The sequence below is a fragment of the Sphingobacterium nematocida genome, from assembly GCF_900168125.1.
GTDB classification, from domain to species: domain Bacteria; phylum Bacteroidota; class Bacteroidia; order Sphingobacteriales; family Sphingobacteriaceae; genus Sphingobacterium; species Sphingobacterium nematocida.
In genome coordinates this window covers 450,025-467,273 of the sequence record NZ_FUZF01000002.1, presented here as the reverse complement: position 1 = coordinate 467,273, position 17,249 = coordinate 450,025, and the positions used below count along the sequence as shown (strand labels likewise).

Sequence of the window (17,249 nt, the reverse complement as noted above, 5' to 3'; positions counted from 1 at the left end):
TTTATGGATAACATGCAAAATAATCTGGGAGAATTTTTAAATAATTTGATAGAGATTAATAATGATCGAATAGAAGGCTATGAGAAGGCTATAACATTGTTGCCTAAAGATGAAAACTTGGGATTAAAAGCATTATTTGAAGGCTATCGAGATCAATCTATTAAATTCAAGGCTGAAATTACTCCTTTCGTGGTACAACAAGGGGAAACTCCTAGTGATGAGACGCGAACCTCAGGTAAATTATTTAGAGCTTGGATGTCAATTAAATCTGCTGTTGACCCATTTTCCTCACATGCTATTTTGGAAAGTTGTGAACGTGGTGAAGACGAATTTATAAATGTATATAATGATGCGATGAAGGAATCAGCTCAGCTTCCCATGGATTTATTAGTCGTATTACAGAGCCAAGCTAGTGAACAATTCAAAGCGCACAACCATATAAAACAATTAAGGGATACTACACCTCGCTAAATCTAAACTTCTATATTTAATTACATGCTCCTTGACTCCCCTGCGCTCCCAAAGTATAGGGGGATCATTTATTTTAATTACTTAAAGAAATCATTAAAATTCCTTATGTGCTGCAATTTCTCGTTTTAGAGGTTTTTTTTTAGAATACGCAAACAAATTTTATTTATATCTGTTTAATCTTATATAAACAGCTTCCTGTCGTGTGACAGAATTTTTTTTGGGATTTATCACAGGATTTTTTACTTAGGATTATAAGAAATGTTGCTACTGTAACAACCTGCGTTGCTTAACCAATGATTATATAAATGCTCAAAATTAATTACGCCCCAGCATAAACATTTAATTTATCAATTTAAACGAATAAACGACTGAAATTTAAAAGAGGTATAAGATAATTCTTATACCTCTTTTTCTCTTAATAAGGATCTGAAGGATTTAAGTTATCGTTAGTTGGGTCGTCTGTATTGCGGGAACGAAACCTTGACCCGCCAGTGGTTCCAGTCGGTGGCGGAGCACCATCACCTGTACGCCATCTGCGCTCGTAAAACCGGTCTTCGTCAAAATGGCTATGTTGATAAAAATCATTCGGATCATAAGAAGTAGCTCCGACAACAAACCCGACGTCGTTAGCCCCCTCCAAAGTATGGCGAACCAACATCTCGGTCTCGGGATCCACTTGTCCCTCATAATAGTTAGGCAGCATAATTAATTGTTGGGCATTAATAGGAACCACCACAACCTGCCCATCTTCTCTAGGATCATAAATTCCAGTTCTGTCCCCTTCTATAATAGAAGGGATACTGTCTTGAATCTGCCCTTCGTCGTAAAGATCGGCGACTCCGATAGGAATTAAAATTTTCCGTTCGTCCTCTGAGGGGTGATTTTCAGCATCTACTGTCACGATTATATATCTTACCTTTTGAGATTCGGTGCTGAAAAGTAGTTCGTCTACGTCTCCAATGATATGCCCCACTTCATTCTTAACTACCCAGCCGCGAATATCCGGCTGTCCATCTACAATCTCATACCCACTTCCGCCCAACTCTTGGAGATGGTCATATTTATTTTTATTATCTTGTAATGCCATAACTTATCTTTTAATATTTGCTATTTAATTTTAAGGTTTTGTTCTGAATACCACTATCTCCACATTTCGATTTTGTTTGCGACCCGCAGCGGTCTGGTTGTCGGCCACAGGGGCATCTTCGCCAAGGGAATGAACGGATATCTTATCTACATTTAAACTTCCCTCTCTTACCAACCAATTCTTTACAGCATTAGCACGTTCCGCACCGAGCGCGGTATTATGATCAGTGGTACCGGTAGAATCGGCATTGCCAAACACTCCTATATAAGCACCATTAAAGCGCTTATTCAAGACTACGGCAACTTGCTTAAGTTTGTCTGTAGCATTTGCCTGGATCTCATTGCCATCTGTTGGGAAAAGAATGTTCTCACCGATACTGAAAATGGTGTAATCGGCATGGTTTCGAATCTGTATAGCATCGTCGCTGATATCTGAATCGGTAGAAATGGGTGTATTAAAATCTACGCTGTTCCAATTTGGCTCGGTAGAGGCCAATACATTAGCGGTGTCTAGCTCGCTATTCGCTAGGGTATCATCTACCCTATCATTGTCCATATTGGAACTGTCGCATCGTCTCATAAAAAATAGGAGGATTGCGATTGCTGCCGCAACAAGCAAAAGCCACACCCACCATGGTGTACCTTTTTTGGGTCTTACTTCTAAATGTGCCATATAATTTGATTTTGTTCTTCTATAGAACATTATATGGAGATTTTAGTTCAATTGTGCAAAGGTTAGGATTGGGATTTTATTGCACAAAAGCCTCTTAATACCTTTGGAATATATTTGGGGTCCAAACATTGGCTAGAATAAAAACATTTATAAAAGCTTCGGAAAGATTATTCTTTTATTTTTTTTAGTATTATATGAATAACCAATGTTTAGGATCTATCGCAAGTAATAAAATATTACGGGATGCTGCAGGCACACCGTTGCAGATAGACCTCAGGATCTTGGCGTCAAAATCAAAATAACCGCACGCTCTTACCGGGTACATCCGACCAATAGAATTGAAAAGGACAGAAGTGTCATTTTTTCACTTTCAATACAACCAGACTCTAAGCAGAGACATTAACTGATCTGTATCAACTGGCTTGGATATATAATCTGAGGCTCCAGCTGATATGCATTTCTCTCGATCACCTGTCATAGCTTTAGCGGTAACTGCTATAACAGGCAGATTAACATATCTTGGATCAGTCCGTATTTGCCGGATTGTCTCATATCCGTCCATTTCGGGCATCATCATATCGACCAGTGCAATCGCTATTTCGGAGTCATTTTTTAATGTATCCAATGCTTCCCTCCCATTAATAGCCGAAACAACGGTCATTTTGTATTTTTCCAAGGCTTTAGTTAATGAAAAAATATTTCGAACGTCATCATCAGCGACGAGTACTTTCTTGCCATGAAGTATTTCTGTTAAAGACTCAAGCTTATTAAAGCTTTTTTTATGGGGTTGAGAGGTGTTCTCTTCTATTAAATGCAGGAAAAGACCTACCTCATCTAAGATACGTTGGTAAGAATGTACGGTCTTAACAACAATGGAATCTGCATACTTCTTAAGTCTCGTCTGTTCTGTTTGGGTAAGATTTTGGCCGGTGAATACGATGATCGGCAATTTTTCCAAACCTTGATTCTTCTTGATTTCTTCTAGCGCATCATAACCACCTTTATAGGGTACTCCCATATCTAATATGACACAATGTACTTTATCCGAATTTAAAGCTGTTATACTTTCTTCTACACTGCTGCTTATCTCTGTCGTAATATCAAAATTGCTCAGGAAGAAGGAAAGCGCTTCGGCATGTTTAGGATTCTCTTCTACGATAAGAACTTTCTTTGGGTGATGGGTTAGGGCCTCTTGAATAGCACTGAACATGTTGCTGATCTGTTCGAGCGCAATTGGCTTGCTTATGAAATCTATCGCCCCTTTTAATAGACTCTCTTTCTGAACGCTAAGGGACGACATAATGTGTACAGGTATGTGACGTGTTAAAGGATTGCCCTTTAATTCATCCATCACTTGCCAACCATCTTTTATAGGTAACTGGATATCTAACAATATAGCTAGAGGAGTATAATTTAATGCTGCAGGGGTAGCATAATCGCCTCGGACGACCACTACGCCTTTATACTGTTGCTGTCGGGTGTATTTGAGCAGTGCCTTCGCAAAATTGGTATCGTCCTCGACAATTAAAATAACCTTATCTCCCTGGCTTATATTATTACGGTCATCTTCTATTTCTTCCGGGATATGCTCCACGGTAATGGATACGGACTCTTTGGGTTCATTAGGTTCTGCCCCAATAGATTTTGATACATTAACCGGCTGAACCGGATCTCCAGCAACTGTAACAAATTCTTGCTTTTTTGGTATAATAAAATCGAAAGTACTTCCCTCTCCCTCTTTACTCTCTATCTTACTTTTGCCACCGAGAAGACGGGCGATCTCTCTACTGATGGACAGTCCCAGTCCAGTACCTCCAAATTTTCTCCGCGTAGATCCATCTGCCTGCTGAAATGCTTCAAAAATTATTTTTTGCTTCTCAAGAGGAATACCGATACCGGAATCTCTTACAGAAAAAATAATACTTTTGGTATCGAATTCATCATCCCTAATGGAAAAGGAGATAATACCTTTAGGTGTAAACTTTATAGCATTGGAAAGCAGGTTGCGTAATACCTGCTCAAGGCGTAAGCGGTCGACTTGGATATATGGTGCAATACCGGGCTGAATATTGACCTCAAAATCAATACCCTTTTCTTTAACAAGAGGCGTGAACATATTTGTTAAATCCTCAGCTATCTCTCGCAATGGTACTTGAACATATTCCAGATCCATTTTTCCAGATTCGATTTTGGAAAGATCTAGGATTTCATCTATTAGATTTAATAAACTGTTACCTGAGCTCTGGATCACCATTGCAGATTCTATTTGATCTTCGTTTAGATTTTTATCTGTATTTTCACCCAGAAGCCTAGATAATAAAAGTATGGAATTTAGCGGCGTGCGTAACTCATGGGACATATTGGCCAGAAACTCAGACTTATATTTTGTACTCAATTCAAGCTCTTCTGCCTTTTGCTGGATCTCTATATTTCGCTCGCTAATAAGCTGGTTTTTCTCTTCCAATAATTTTGACCTTTCCTCTAGTTCAAAATTAGTCTGTACAAGCTCTTCTTGTTGGACTCGAAGCTCTTCTTCGGAAGCTTGTAGCCTTTGTGTCTGTGCTTCTAACTCCGTATTGAAATTTTCTAATTCAGAATGTTGTGTCTGTAATTCTTCCGATTGGGCCTGGGTCTCCTCTAATAGATTTTGTACCCGCTCTCTGCTCTGGGCCGCAGCTATAGAGATTCCGATATTTCGGGCAGCCTCCTTAAAAAAGGGTAACTGTTCCTTTGCAAATCCACTTAAAGAGCCTAGCTCTATAACACCGATACTCTGAAAATCTACCCGAATGGGTAAAAAGAGAACGTTTGTAATACCAAGTTGTCCGTTCGCAAAACTAACCACATAATCCTCTTCTCTAAGGTTGTCTAATAACTTGACGTTACCATCCTTAAAAACTTGCCCTATGACACCCTCCCCCGGCGAAAACGAATGAGGAACGCTACTTTCGAGCGCATAAGTACTCTTTAAAACAATTGTATCCCGATCTAATAGATAAAAAGCTCCTGTTACACAATCGTTATAACCAACAAGGTGGTTCAATGCTAAAGTCGCCAGTTCATGCTGAGTTTTATTGCCTACCATTAGATTGTTAAGCTGCGCCAAACCGGTCTGCCGCCACTCGTTGTGGCTGAGTTCATCAAAAGAATGCTTTAAGGAAGCTGCCATCCCCTTTAAAGAGCCACTAAGACTTCCAAGGTCATCGTCTTCCTGGTCATCAATAGCTACGGCGTAATCACCACTCGCTATCTGAGCAGCAATACGCTGTGTCGCAGCAAGACGACGCCTAATTTCTTCATCCTTTGATTTTAACGCTTGTTGTAGGCGCTCTCTTTTCACAAAATCTTCCCGGATTTTCAGATAAAATACAATAGTGATGAGTAAGGATACAATTGCAGATACAACAACGAATATAGATGTACGATAAGATTGACTATTTAATTTTTCGGTCCTCCTATCCAACAACATACCTTCAGCCTCGATGAAATGGGCTATAATATTTCGACAGCTATCCATGTATTGCCTCCCTTCCTCTAATTGGGCCAGGGTAGCCTCACCTCCATTTTTTTTCAACTCCACCAGATGAGTCAAGATTTGCAACCGTGTTTCGACCAAATCAGTGAGTTCAATAACAGTTTTACTTTGAATAGAATTATCTGCAACAAGCTCCTTAGTCTTCTTCAAGGATTCGGGTAACGATGTCAGACTGTGATTATACGGTGCCAGGAAAGTATTTAAACCCGTTAGATGAAATCCCCGTTGACCTGTCTCTGCATTTTGAAGATCATGTAATATTTTATTAGCTGAACTGATGACTTGTCGACTGTGATCAACTTGGGATCGGTTACTAATTTGTTCCTGAATACTGACATAAGAGGCTATAGAACTTGCAAACAAAAGGACTAACGACACTCCAAAGCCTAGCTGAAGATTTCTTAAAAATGGTTTCGGCATTCTGCTAATTCAAAGGTAATTCTGTAAAACTACGTAATATTTGCCTTAAATCAATTTGGTATTAAAGATTCTTGTAATTAACAAACACGTCTCCCGAATAAGGGACGTGTTTTGAATTTGACAGGAAAGAATTTGACACCCTTTTTCATGACATTAATTTCCAATGAATGAAAAGAAGTACATATAACAACGAAGCGCCTTTCGGCGCTTGTTGTCTTGTATATTTTAAGACAATATCTTTTCCATAATTTTCTTTGCATAACCGTCACTAACTGTCATCCCTTATATCATCTATCATTGTCTAATGATGCTTTATTAAAGTGTAAATAAATAGGAAGAACGCTAATCAAAAAAGATAGACTGTTGCGATACGATCCAATCCGGATTGGACAGGTTGTTTAAAAATTCAAAAAAAATATCCATATTAAGCGTTTCAAGCAAAGATTACAGGAATATAATCGGTTGCTAAGATACGAAGAATAGCTAAATCTGAAACAAGATGGAGATTATGAAAGGTAATCTATTCATCTAACTCTGGCAGAGAAGGTCTTTTTACACTCATCGGAACAGAAGAAATAGCTCCCAGAAAACGAACAATTGCATCTCTTTATGCTACGGTAAGATTTGGAGGTGCAACCTTTAGCGGGAGACAGATTTAAGGTTTAAAGTCTTATCCCACTTCATCGTCAACTAAGGAAATTCACGCTATATGTACTCCGTTTAGGAAAAAGTAAACTCTTGACAGGACAAATATACAAGATGAAAGCAAAAAATAGAAGAAGAACATTTTGGACACAGAAATATATCATTATCTGCATCTTCTCTTATCTGACATAATCGTATTTTAATCTGAAATATAGATTCTATCTGAAATCATTATTATTTTTAGCAAATTTCATTATGTTTGTACAAACTAACTGTTTCACAGGTGCTAGCCTTTGCGTGTAGCCAAAATGTGGAATGCCATTCGGCAACTTTGGTATCTTTTATGGAAGAGACGTATACCGGTGACGATATCGTACCGTTGGTGGAACGACTGAAAGCAAGTGACAAACAAGCTTTTAACGAACTATATGAAAAATATAGTCTCGGGCTTTTTCAATTACTACTTAAAATGGTAAGAAATAGAAGTACCGCTGAAGAGTTACTGCAAAACACTTTCGTCAAAGTATGGGACAATAGAATGATGTTGGATACCAGAAAGTCATTCCGGGCTTGGGTATTCAAAATAGCACAAAATGAAGTGTACACTTACTATAGAAAAGCTGCCAAAGATCAAAAAATACAGGAACAACTTTACAATACTTTTGACGAACTGTATCATATAGATCTGGAACAAGACCTTCAATCCAAACAGTTAGACCTTCTTAACCGCGCACTGGGATCGCTCTCCGAGCGCAAACGCCAAATTTTTGAACTCTGTAAGCTACAGCGCAAAAGCTATGATGAAGTGGCACAGCTCCTCGACATTTCGCCTTCCACTGTAAGCAACCTTATGGTGAGAAGCAACCAGCAGATCCGCGCTTTTGTACAAGCCCATTACGATGAAATTTTGCTATTCCTGATCACCTGCACGATTCGCTAGAAAGTACCCTCCCGCTTTACATCTTCATAAAAAAGATAAAACCACTACGAACCTGATTCTGAAGAGAGAGATTTCGAAAGAATATCAAAAAAAATCTTTTTTTTAAAATACCGTAGTGTTTTTGAAGAACGGCTGCGTATATACTAGTGAATATGGCACAAAACATCATCAATATCTATAGCAAGTACTTGGATGGGACCATAAACCGAGTGGAGCTTGATCTATTATTTGAGTATTTTGAAGAAACGTCTGAAGCGGAGCTTCGACTCCTGATGGATCATGCATTGACCGGTGCGGACAGCCTCCCCGTAACGGCCGATACACAAGAAAGTTTGCAGCGCGTGCAGCAGCGCCTAGCCGAGCATACCGCCCCTGTGGTAAAACCCTTATGGAGCGGAAAGATTCGTCGAGTCGCCTATGTGGCGGCTGTAGCAATACTGGCTATAGGCTTTATGATTTTGTATCCATATAAACAAAAGGAGGACTTTTACGCACCTACCCCTGTGCTTTCCATCCGAACTACCGAAGGCAAAGTCATAGATATACACCACCAGCAAGACAGCATATGGAATTTAACTGGGTTGATTATAACTAGGATCGATAGTCAGACCGTACGTATCAACAGGTCGACTGATAAAGCACTGATTCCTACGCAGCAGGTCATATCGACCGATCGATCAGACTTCAGGATCATCTTGGAGGATGGATCGGTAGTGACGCTAAATGCACACTCTAGCCTGACCCTCGCTGTGCCTTTCGAGGAGACGAGAAGAGAGGTGTCCTTGTGGGGGGAGGGGTTCTTTCAAGTTAGCCATGACAACGAGCGTCCGTTTTTGGTTCATGCCAACCATACGCTAATTGAGGTCTTAGGCACCCAATTTAACGTAAGGAATTACCCCGAAGAAAAACTGGTGGAAACAGCACTCATTGAAGGAAAAATAGCATTATCGCACACTAAGGGTGGGCAAAAGATTATCTTGAGCCCAGGGCAGAAAGTGTCCAGTACTGATACGGGGATCGCAGCAATGAGAAATGGCGTAGCACAGACTATAGCGTGGCGAGATCGCTATTTTGCCTACGAAGACCAACCTCTATCTCGTGTGCTGTTGGATATCTGTAGGTGGTACGGCACTACACTCGACACACAGAGTGTACCAAATGACAAGAATATATATATGAAAATCGAAAAGGGTCTACCGCTCTCCGAAGTACTGGGGCTTCTGGAAGAAACCAGTAACCTCCACTATCAGATCGAAGGCCGTAAAATCACGATATATAAAAAAGAAACACCAGATAATCAACGAAATGAATAGTCCACCCCAAACATCCCGCACCTGCGGTCCATAAAAATTTAATTTGAAGTACACTTTGCTAACATTTAACTACTTTATGTTTAACCTAATCCATTTAATGACAACAACTCGTCCACGCTATGTATGGTGTATGATGATGCTGTGTGCAGCATGTCTGCTCCAGGTAAATTCTGTTCAGGCACAACGTGTCTCTGTGCAATTTAAAAATAGTTCGGTAAAAGAGGTCATCCAACAGCTATCACAACAATATGGCTACCAGTTTATCTTTGATGCCGATCTTCTTAAAGAGGCAAAACCAATTACACGCACCGTAGAACAGGTCGAGCTTAGCACGGCTCTTGAACTATTGTTCCAAAACCAGCCGTTCGCCTACCGTATCGATAAAAACCGTATCGTTCTGTCGCCCAAAAGATCAACCAGACAGAAAACCTATATCGTAAGCGGCAGAGTGTTGGATAGCCTGGGAAAACCTATCGCCGGAGTATCCATACACACAGATTCTCCTCAGGAACAGACGCTGTCCGCCGAAAATGGTTCCTTCGAACTATCGCTCCTAGCGGAAGAGAATACACTGTACTTTCATCATATGAGTTACAACCTCCGATCTTTACCGGTTACAAAAGTAAATGCGGAAAGGCCTATCGTCATCCTGTTGTCGCTTAAAGAATCAATGCTCAATGAAGTGATGATCACAGGATACCAGACTATTCCTAGAGAACGCTCCACAGGTTCCTTTGTGCATGTCAAAAACGATCAGCTTAACAAACAGATTAACACCGACCTGCTATCTGCCCTTGAGGGACAGGTATCTGGTCTGGTGTATACCAAAAACCCTTTTGGTATGGGGCCCGATGAACCTGTACTCCGGGGTATCGGGACCTACTCTACTACAGTAGGAACAAGTCCATTGATCGTCATGGATAACCTACCGACAGAACTAGGTCTCTCTGATATCAATCCGTACGACGTCGAATCGGTGACGGTATTGAAGGACGCTTCAGCTGCGTCTATTTATGGCGCCCGCGCTGCCAACGGTGTCATTATTGTGACTACAAAGAAGGGCAAGGGACAAGGCGTTAAAGTCAATGCCAACATTGATTTTTTTATAACGGAAAAGCCTGATATTACGAAACTTAACGATGCCTCTACGGCCGATCTCATCGATTTTGAAATGGATGTATACGCGCGTGAACTTTCGCGCTATGCAAATACGCAATCCTTATTCGCCAATTATGGCTCGATGAATAACGGCTCTATTCGATACTATTCACCGCTATACGACCTTTACCGACGTCGGGACCTGGGAGAGATCAGCAGTCAACAATTTGATGCAACAATACTACAGTGGAAGCAAAATGACTACTATAAGGAGTATACAGATCAGGTATGGCAAAACCAGACTACTCAGCGGTACAATGCGAATATCTCGCAGAGCGGAAGTCGCAGTAACACCTACGCATCATTCAATTATAGCAATGCTGACGGCCGTATTCGGCATAACAACAATAAAAGCTTCAACCTTAATTTGAAGTCTTCGTTTACGATAACTAACTGGCTTTCGGCTACTATAGGGCTAAACGGAAACTATACTGCTGGTAAAGAAACGGAACAGACCTATAATGATTATAGGCTCCAGCCCCGTTATGCACGTATTCTGAATCAGGATGGTTCGCGCTATATCAGTCCCTATATTGATCTAGCCAGTAGTATTGCGGGGCCCGGCGCAGCCGTAAATGGCCGTACTGCTGAACAGATCGAAGCACACAGCCAGTTGCGAAGCACGGGCTTCAATATTTTGGATGCGTTGGAACAAGGTGTTCAAAATTTCAACAGACTTAATCTTCGTGCCTTTACCGACCTCGAGGCAAAGATCACAAAAGGGCTTTCTTATCAGGTGATGTTCTCTTACGAGCTTGGTCAAGGTGGTGCCAATAGTTTTTACGACAAAAATGACTATGCTATGCGGATGTTGCACAATGGATTGGTAAGCTATACTGCAGCAAACAACACGTACAGATCCAATCTACCTGATGGTGGTCGTTTTTTTCAATATAATGACAAAAACTACAATTACACCTTTAGAAATCAGCTGAATTACAATGGTACATTTGGCACTCAGGGACAGCATCAGCTAACGGCATTAGCCGGCTTCGAAATGAGACAGACAAAGACTCCTCCTAGTCTCACACGGGTACTCTACGGTTATGATCCTGTAACACTCAATTCAATAAACATAGATTGGGCTACAGCCAGCGAAAATGGCTTTCAAAGTTATGTATACAGTGGAAACAATCGCTTTTCGAATCCAACATTTAGTAAACTCAGCAATATCCATCACCGTTATGTATCAGCCTATGCAAATGCAGGTTACACCTACGATGGACGTATTAACCTGACAGGTAGTGTACGGGTAGATCAGGCTGATCTTTTTGGGGTAGATCCCAAATATAGGTATCGTCCATTGTGGTCGATGGGCGCAGGATGGAATATTAGCAATGAATCTTTCTTACAGGATCATCCGATTATCAATGTGCTTAAAGCACGTGCCACATATGGTATAACGGGTAATATTGACCAGACTACTTTTCCGCACTCTACTGCCGCCTGGAAAACCGACCGGCTTTATACTTCGTTGCGCTACCTGGAAATCGCAAACCTGCCTAACCCCAAACTTCGCTGGGAAAAAACAAGTACCTGGAACTTTGGTATCGATTACGCCTTGCTGGACAACCGTCTAATGGGTAGCATCGAATATTATAACCGATATAGTTCGGATCTACTCGTCAATTCTGTCTTAGACCCTACGGTGGGAGCACTGTCTAGACGTCTCAACAATGGCGCACTACGCAACCGCGGTATAGAACTTTCTGTGACAGGGACATGGCTGAAGACTACGGACTGGCGGATGAGCTCTACATTGGTATATGCACATAATAGTAACAAAGTGGATAAAGTGAGCATGGCCGCGTCGACGGCGGCATCCTATGTGGGTGCGCCGACAAACTACTTCTTCGAAGGCCAACCCTTCAACTCGCTTATGGCTTATCGCTACGGCGGGATGACAGAAGGATATCCTTACTTTCTTGACGAAAATGGTATAGCAAATACTGTATTCGATGCCAATGGCGTACCTACCAGCATCAAATCTATTACCTCTAAAGATGCATTGGTGTATATGGGCTCCTTAAACCCGACCTATTCGGGATCCTTTAATCAACGCATCAGTTACAAATCGTTTGACCTATCGGCAATGTTGGTTTACTCTGGAGGTAATAAACTACGTAAAGATGTGATAGACATCAATAGCAATGTACTGTACAATAAAGCCTTGGTGAACCGATGGTCACAGGGGGGCTCTTCGGATTACCCACGTCTATTAGTCGATTATCCCGAAAACAAACTCACATATGCCAGTACCTCAGGTTCAATGTGGCGCAATGCTGATGTGCATGTGCTGGATGCGGACTATATAAAGCTCCGCAACATTGTGGTCGGTTACAACCTTCCTAACACATGGGTCCGCAAAGCTGGGCTGGCAAATGCCAAAATCATGGCTCAGATTAATAACCTTTGGTATTGGAGTGCGGCCGGGGACGGTATAGATCCCGAAGTATATTCACTCAACTCGGGTACACGCGCTATGCCAAACCCGAAAACATATGTATTGGGAATAAATGTCAATTTCTAAACACTGCAAATAATGAAACTATATAAAATAGGAGCACTAATGTTAGGTCTGATGGTCTTGAGCTCCTGCGATAAATACTTGGATCTGACTCCAACGGGGTCACAACTGGTTACAACTACACAAGATTTCTATGAACTGGTAGCCTGGCCCAATCGGGCCTACCCCATCAATAATTTCCAATATCTAGTAGATGACCAATGGATGAGGGAAAGTCATGTGATCGGTGTTGCTAAAAATATTAATACTATTAATTTTCTTTTTGATGAAAGTGAAGATCGTGTAAACCGCATTACCAGCTCCAGTATGTACAATCAGGCCTATAAATATATCGGGCAGTGGAATAATATCATTAGTCTGGTAGATGGCAGCACGGGTGATGAAGCATTGAAACAACTGGCAAAAGCGGAAGCAAAAATATTCCGGGCCTATGACCACTTTCTTTTGGTAAACGTCTATGCGAAAGCATATGATCCTGCTACTGCGGCACAGGATGGCGGTATATGTCTAATGGATAAATACGATCTAGAAGCGGTACCTACTAAATCTACGGTACAACAGGCCTATGATTTTATACAAAGGGATATCGAGGAGGCAATTCCATACCTGCAGGAAACTCCAACAAATGTATACCACCCATCACTGGCCTTCGCGTGGGCTTTCAAAGCAAAGGTACATCTATTCAAACGTGAAATAACACAGGCAAAAGCTGCGATAGAGAAAGCGATGAGCTATCAGAATGAATTGATTGATCTAGTGGCCTACGCTAAACAAGGCGGACCAACAGTCCTTCCCATGCCAGCAGCAAACAACCCAGAAATCATGAGCTATATGTACATTAATGGATACAATGAGATGAATTTTGGCTACAATTACTTACTGAGTCCTGAACTCACGTCAATGTTTCAAAAAGAAGATAGGCGTTTTACCTTGTTCTTTAACAAGACAAGCACTAGCCTTCAGGATGCGGGTGCAGGTACATCTTACTACGATATGAGATTTACCAACTTCTTCTTCCCTACTGTAGGCATCAAAACATCAGAGCTTTATCTCATGCTTGCTGAATGCTATACACGTGAAGACAACTATATCAATGCGATCGAGACCTTGAACACCCTCCGTAAAAAAAGGATCGAAGGTGATGCCGCCATACTATCCACGCCAAGTACGCGCAAAGAAACCATGGAGCTAGTCATCAACGAACGTCGCAAGGAGCTTCCCTTTGGCTATCATCGATTTTTCGACCTCAAACGTCTGAATACAGAACCGGAGTATGCGAAGACGTTAGAACGCAAATTTCCTATCGTCAACAAAACGGTACCACAGCAGACGTACCGCCTAGCTCCCAACTCAAGACTGTATATCATTCCATTCCCGCTCGATGTGATGGAGCGTAATCCAAATATCCGTCCTAATACGGACGAGAAAACACCTTTTTAATACAACAAGAAGACCACTAAATAAAAATGCTAAAAAAACTATTTACATGCCTTATCTTAGGACTGTCGCTAGTACAAGCGTCAGCTCTCTCCCTACCCGCCGACAGCGCTAGTAGCCCGAAAAACGAATACCAGAAAATCATACGTAAAGCCACCCTTAGTCGTAGTGGAGTTTTCAAAGTCTACGAATCGGACAAAAAGTGGTACCTGGAAATCCCAGATTCACTGATGAACCGTTATTTCCTAACTGTGACACGTCTCGTGTCAACACCGGCGGGCTTTTCTCTGTATGGTGGCGAAAAACTGAATGAGCAAACCGTCTATTTTGAACTAGGGAATGCTAATCGTATCTTTCTACGATCTGTAGACTATAGAAAGGACGCTTCGTCGGATGATGCCATCTTCCAAGCATTGGAAAAATCACAGCTGACACCGATTATAACAGCAATGGATATAAAAGGAACTAGCCCCGAAAAGGATGCATACCTCGTAGATGTGACGGATTTATTTAAAAAGGATAACCCCGTATTATCTGTAGCCAACAGTATTAAAACAGAAAACAAGTTGGGATCGCTAGCCGACGATCGTTCATTTATCATTGATATGCGTGTCTATCCTATCAACATCGAAGTACAAACTACCAAAACATATTCTACGAGTTCGCCTGCTATAAATGTAGGTGCTCAAACATTCACGATCAATACCTCTATGGTGTTATTACCGAAAGTGCCCATGCAAAAACGTTTGTTTGATGCTCGTGTAGGTTATTTCGCTAACAAGTTTATTCTCTTCTCTGACCAGAAACAGCGTAGTGAGCCCCATAGCTTTATACAGCGTTACCGTTTAGAACCCAAGGAAGAGGATCTTGAGAAATACACTCGCGGCGAACTTGTGGAGCCAAAAAAACAGATTATCTACTATATCGACCCCGCAACACCTAAAAAGTGGAGACCGTATCTTATTGCAGGAGTAAACGATTGGAATGCAGCTTTTGAACAAGCTGGCTTTAAAAACGCTATTGTAGGAAAAGAATGGCCTGAAAATGACACGACCATGAGCCTAGAAGATGCCCGTTTTTCAGTAATCCGTTATTTTGCTTCAGAAAAAGCAAATGCATATGGACCACGTATCTCTGACCCCAGAAGTGGTGAAATAATAGAGAGTCACGTGGGTTGGTACCACGATGTGATGCGCCTTCTACAGCGCTGGTTTATGATACAGGTCGGTCCGCTGGATAAACGCGCACAGAAAATGGAGCTTGATGATGAAATCATGGGCGAACTGATCCGGTTTGTATCGTCTCATGAAATTGGTCATAGCATTGGGCTTCGCCATAACATGGGATCAAGTGCGATGACGCCAGTAGAAAAACTTCGGGACAAAGCATGGGTCGAAAAGCATGGTCATACGGTATCCATCATGGACTATGCACGATTTAACTATGTAGCCCAACCGGAGGATAACATCGGCCTTAATGGCATCTTCCCTCGTATAGGAATCTACGATAAATGGGCCATACAATGGGGATACCAGCATCTAAATCAGTTTGAAGATGCACACTCCGAACAAACCTTTTTGATTCGTCAGGTGACGGACAGCCTACGGAGCAATCCCAAATTATGGTTTGGAGGAGAAGGGAAAAATGAAGACCCTCGCAGTCAAACCGAAGACCTCGGCGACGACTCTATGTTGGCTAATACTTATGGTATCAAGAATTTAAAAAGAGTAATGGAAAATCTAGTCGCTTGGACGGCGAGCGCTAATGACGACTACACTAACCTAAAGGATATGCAAAAAGCTGTACGGGCACAGTTCGATCGTTACCTATATCACGTTTTGAAAAACATCGGAAATAGGTACGTAACTGACCGCATCCGTATAGACGAAGGACCAGTATACAGTGCCATTCCCAAGTCCAAAAGCAAGGCAGCAATTCAATACGTCACGGACAATGTATTTAATCCACCTACCTGGCTGTATCCGCAGGACGTACAGCAGTATACGGGACGTGATGGCGATAAAGAGATCCTCGACCAGCAAGAACAAATGCTAACTATGCTATTCAGCCCGGTCATGATGCAAAACATATATTATAAATCCATGAAAGATACGGAAGCTCTTGACTTGGAGGAATATATAGCAGAAATATCCAAGGGTGTATGGAGCGATATGAGCGGTGACACACAACTGGACAACTACAGAAGAAGTTTACAACGTTATTTCCTAGATCGTATTGATGCGATAGTGAATCCTAAAACTGTCGGTGTAAGTGATCCCATTAGCCAAGCTCAACGCAGTGATGTCAACCTGTACACTCGCGCCTATCTACCTAAACTGCAGAAGAAGGTAGAAAGTCTACAGGCTCAGTCCAAGGGGAACTTGAATAAAGCGCATTACGCCAATATGGTTAAAGAAATCAAACGTATACAAGATGGCAAACAACCAAAATAAAAGAACAGAACATATGAAACACAAACAACTATCACCTCTGCCTATTGGTTTCCTGTGCAGACTATTAATGATCGGAGGTATACTTCTATCTGTGCGATTTGGACAGGCACAAGAGGGTAATACCCCTGAATTTGAACAACGTAAAGGACTTTTGGAACTATACATGAAAGCCAAAGATGCAATAGAAGCGGAAGACAAAGCTGCATTTGAGGCGCAGGCTACTCTATTCCATACTGAACTAAAAAAAATGCGATTGAAAGGAATACCAGGACAACATTTGGGTAGGATGATGAGCCTTCGTGATTCCTTACGAAGCAATAGCTTGGCCTTATCGAAGCTTAAAGATCTTGAGAAGATAAAGACCTCGTTTTCCGCAATCAGCACACAACTGTGGTCTGTTATGGATGTGATGAAGTTTTCCGATGCACCAGTCTACTTGCAATACTGCCCAATGGAAAAGGCGTACTGGGTTCATACCAATAAAGCGATACGTAATCCTTATAATCCTATAGAAATGCCTGACTGTGGTAAGGTAGTTGGTAATGTGACAGAGGAGAACTACAAGGTAGCGGACTGCTGTCATATTTAAGC

The 17,249-nt window shown here is 41.6% G+C and carries 10 protein-coding genes; 7 read left to right on the top strand and 3 right to left on the bottom strand.

Annotation, left to right across the window (positions count from 1 at the left end):
* The first annotated feature begins 3 nt into the window (after positions 1-3).
* Positions 4-471, top strand: a complete 468-nt coding sequence (locus B5X76_RS04225) for a ferritin-like domain-containing protein (protein WP_079641510.1) — start codon at positions 4-6, stop codon at positions 469-471.
* Between the two features lie 415 nt (positions 472-886).
* On the opposite strand, the gene B5X76_RS04220 is transcribed toward B5X76_RS04225, so the two are convergent.
* From B5X76_RS04220 to B5X76_RS04210, 3 genes are all read right to left on the bottom strand, one after another.
* On the bottom strand, positions 887-1,558 hold the full coding sequence (locus tag B5X76_RS04220) for a PRC-barrel domain-containing protein (protein WP_079641508.1): 672 nt from the start codon (positions 1,556-1,558) through the stop codon (positions 887-889).
* A 30-nt stretch (positions 1,559-1,588) separates the two neighbouring features.
* Entirely contained in the window at positions 1,589-2,230 is a 642-nt protein-coding gene (locus B5X76_RS04215) for an OmpA family protein (RefSeq protein WP_079641619.1), read from the bottom strand.
* Positions 2,231-2,600: 370 nt separating this feature from the next.
* Positions 2,601-6,185: a response regulator gene (locus B5X76_RS04210; protein WP_079641506.1), complete on the bottom strand. Its 3,585-nt coding sequence runs from the start codon at positions 6,183-6,185 to the stop codon at positions 2,601-2,603.
* Positions 6,186-7,089: 904 nt separating this feature from the next.
* Here B5X76_RS04210 and B5X76_RS04205 point away from each other — a divergent pair.
* The 6 genes from B5X76_RS04205 (at position 7,090) to B5X76_RS04180 (ending at position 17,247) form a co-directional block, all read left to right on the top strand.
* Positions 7,090-7,770 (top strand): RNA polymerase sigma factor, encoded by a 681-nt coding sequence (locus tag B5X76_RS04205; protein WP_139375195.1) that lies wholly within the window; start codon positions 7,090-7,092, stop codon positions 7,768-7,770.
* Positions 7,771-7,922: 152 nt separating this feature from the next.
* Positions 7,923-9,083, top strand: a complete 1,161-nt coding sequence (locus B5X76_RS04200; protein WP_079641502.1) for a FecR family protein — start codon at positions 7,923-7,925, stop codon at positions 9,081-9,083.
* A 97-nt stretch (positions 9,084-9,180) separates the two neighbouring features.
* Positions 9,181-12,771 carry a SusC/RagA family TonB-linked outer membrane protein gene (locus B5X76_RS04195; RefSeq protein WP_176140984.1) on the top strand — a complete coding sequence of 1,197 codons (3,591 nt, stop codon included), beginning with the start codon at positions 9,181-9,183 and terminating at the stop codon, positions 12,769-12,771.
* A 12-nt stretch (positions 12,772-12,783) separates the two neighbouring features.
* A complete protein-coding gene (locus tag B5X76_RS04190; protein WP_079641500.1) occupies positions 12,784-14,208 on the top strand; it encodes a RagB/SusD family nutrient uptake outer membrane protein in 1,425 nt (474 codons plus the stop codon).
* Between the two features lie 26 nt (positions 14,209-14,234).
* Positions 14,235-16,658 (top strand): zinc-dependent metalloprotease, encoded by a 2,424-nt coding sequence (locus B5X76_RS04185; RefSeq protein WP_079641498.1) that lies wholly within the window; start codon positions 14,235-14,237, stop codon positions 16,656-16,658.
* Positions 16,659-16,671: 13 nt separating this feature from the next.
* Positions 16,672-17,247, top strand: coding sequence for a DUF3347 domain-containing protein (locus B5X76_RS04180; RefSeq protein WP_176140983.1), 576 nt, complete (start codon positions 16,672-16,674; stop codon positions 17,245-17,247).
* Positions 17,248-17,249: the final 2 nt, after the last annotated feature.